The organism is Corynebacterium sp. HMSC066C02 (genome assembly GCF_001814945.1).
Lineage (GTDB): Bacteria > Actinomycetota > Actinomycetes > Mycobacteriales > Mycobacteriaceae > Corynebacterium > Corynebacterium aurimucosum.
The window spans coordinates 1-1,693 of sequence record NZ_KV818429.1 but is presented as its reverse complement, the minus strand read 5'-3'; the positions used below and the strand labels follow the sequence as shown (position 1 = coordinate 1,693).

Genomic DNA, 1,693 nt, shown 5'->3' with positions numbered 1-1,693 from the left:
CATTCTGGTTAAGATGTATCTCCACCCGATTAACAATACGGTGGCAGCAAAACAATCGTTCACTCAACCACCACGCACATGAAAAACACTCACATGCTTAAAGACACCAACTGGTGCCACAATAAAGCTCCTTAGAAAGGAGGTGATCCACCCGCACCTTCCGGTACGGGTACCTTGTTACGACTTCGTCCCAATCGCCGATCCCACCTTCGACAGCTCCCTAACAAGTTTAGGCCACTGGCTTCGGGTGTTACCAACTTTCATGACGTGACGGGCGGTGTGTACAAGGCCCGGGAACGTATTCACCGCAGCATTGCTGATCTGCGATTACTAGCGACTCCGACTTCATGGGGTCGAGTTGCAGACCCCAATCCGAACTAAGGCCGGCTTTCAGCGATTCGCTCCACCTCACAGTGTCGCTGCGCGTTGTACCGACCATTGTAGCATGTGTGAAGCCCTGGACATAAGGGGCATGATGATTTGACGTCATCCCCACCTTCCTCCGAGTTAACCCCGGCAGTCTCTCATGAGTCCCCAACCAAATGCTGGCAACATAAGACAAGGGTTGCGCTCGTTGCGGGACTTAACCCAACATCTCACGACACGAGCTGACGACAACCATGCACCACCTGTACACCAACCACAAGGGACACTACATCTCTGCAGCAATCTGGTGTATGTCAAGCCCAGGTAAGGTTCTTCGCGTTGCATCGAATTAATCCACATGCTCCGCCGCTTGTGCGGGCCCCCGTCAATTCCTTTGAGTTTTAGCCTTGCGGCCGTACTCCCCAGGCGGGGCGCTTAATGCGTTAGCTACGGCACAGAAGACGTGGAAGCCCCCTACACCTAGCGCCCACCGTTTACGGCATGGACTACCAGGGTATCTAATCCTGTTTGCTACCCATGCTTTCGCTCCTCAGCGTCAGTAACTGCCCAGAGACCTGCCTTCGCCATCGGTGTTCCTCCTGATATCTGCGCATTTCACCGCTACACCAGGAATTCCAGTCTCCCCTACAGCACTCAAGTTATGCCCGTATCGCCTGCACGCCCGAAGTTAAGCCCCGGAATTTCACAGACGACGCGACAAACCACCTACGAGCTCTTTACGCCCAGTAATTCCGGACAACGCTCGCACCCTACGTATTACCGCGGCTGCTGGCACGTAGTTAGCCGGTGCTTCTTATACAGGTACCGTCACTTGCGCTTCGTCCCTGTCGAAAGGAGTTTACAACCCGAAGGCCGTCATCCCCCACGCGGCGTCGCTGCATCAGGCTTCCGCCCATTGTGCAATATTCCCCACTGCTGCCTCCCGTAGGAGTCTGGGCCGTATCTCAGTCCCAATGTGGCCGTACACCCTCTCAGGCCGGCTACCCGTCGACGCCTTGGTAGGCCATTACCCCACCAACAAGCTGATAGGCCGCGAGCTCATCTTGCACCGAAAAACTTTCCAACCACCACACTAAAGGCAGTTCATATCCGGTATTAGACCCAGTTTCCCAAGCTTATCCCAGAGTGCAAGGCAGATCACCCACGTGTTACTCACCCGTTCGCCACTCGAGTACCAGTGCAAGCACTGGCCTTTCCGTTCGACTTGCATGTGTTAAGCACGCCGCCAGCGTTCGTCCTGAGCCAGGATCAAACTCTCCACAAAAAAGGCCGTGAAAAGCCCAAACCTAGACAAACAGACAAACCA

1 rRNA gene is annotated in these 1,693 nt (G+C 54.6%); it reads right to left on the bottom strand.

Features of this window, described 5'->3' with window-relative positions:
• Positions 1-135: 135 nt before the first annotated feature.
• Positions 136-1,651: ribosomal RNA gene (locus HMPREF2996_RS00265) — 16S ribosomal RNA — on the bottom strand.
• Positions 1,652-1,693 lie beyond the last annotated feature (42 nt).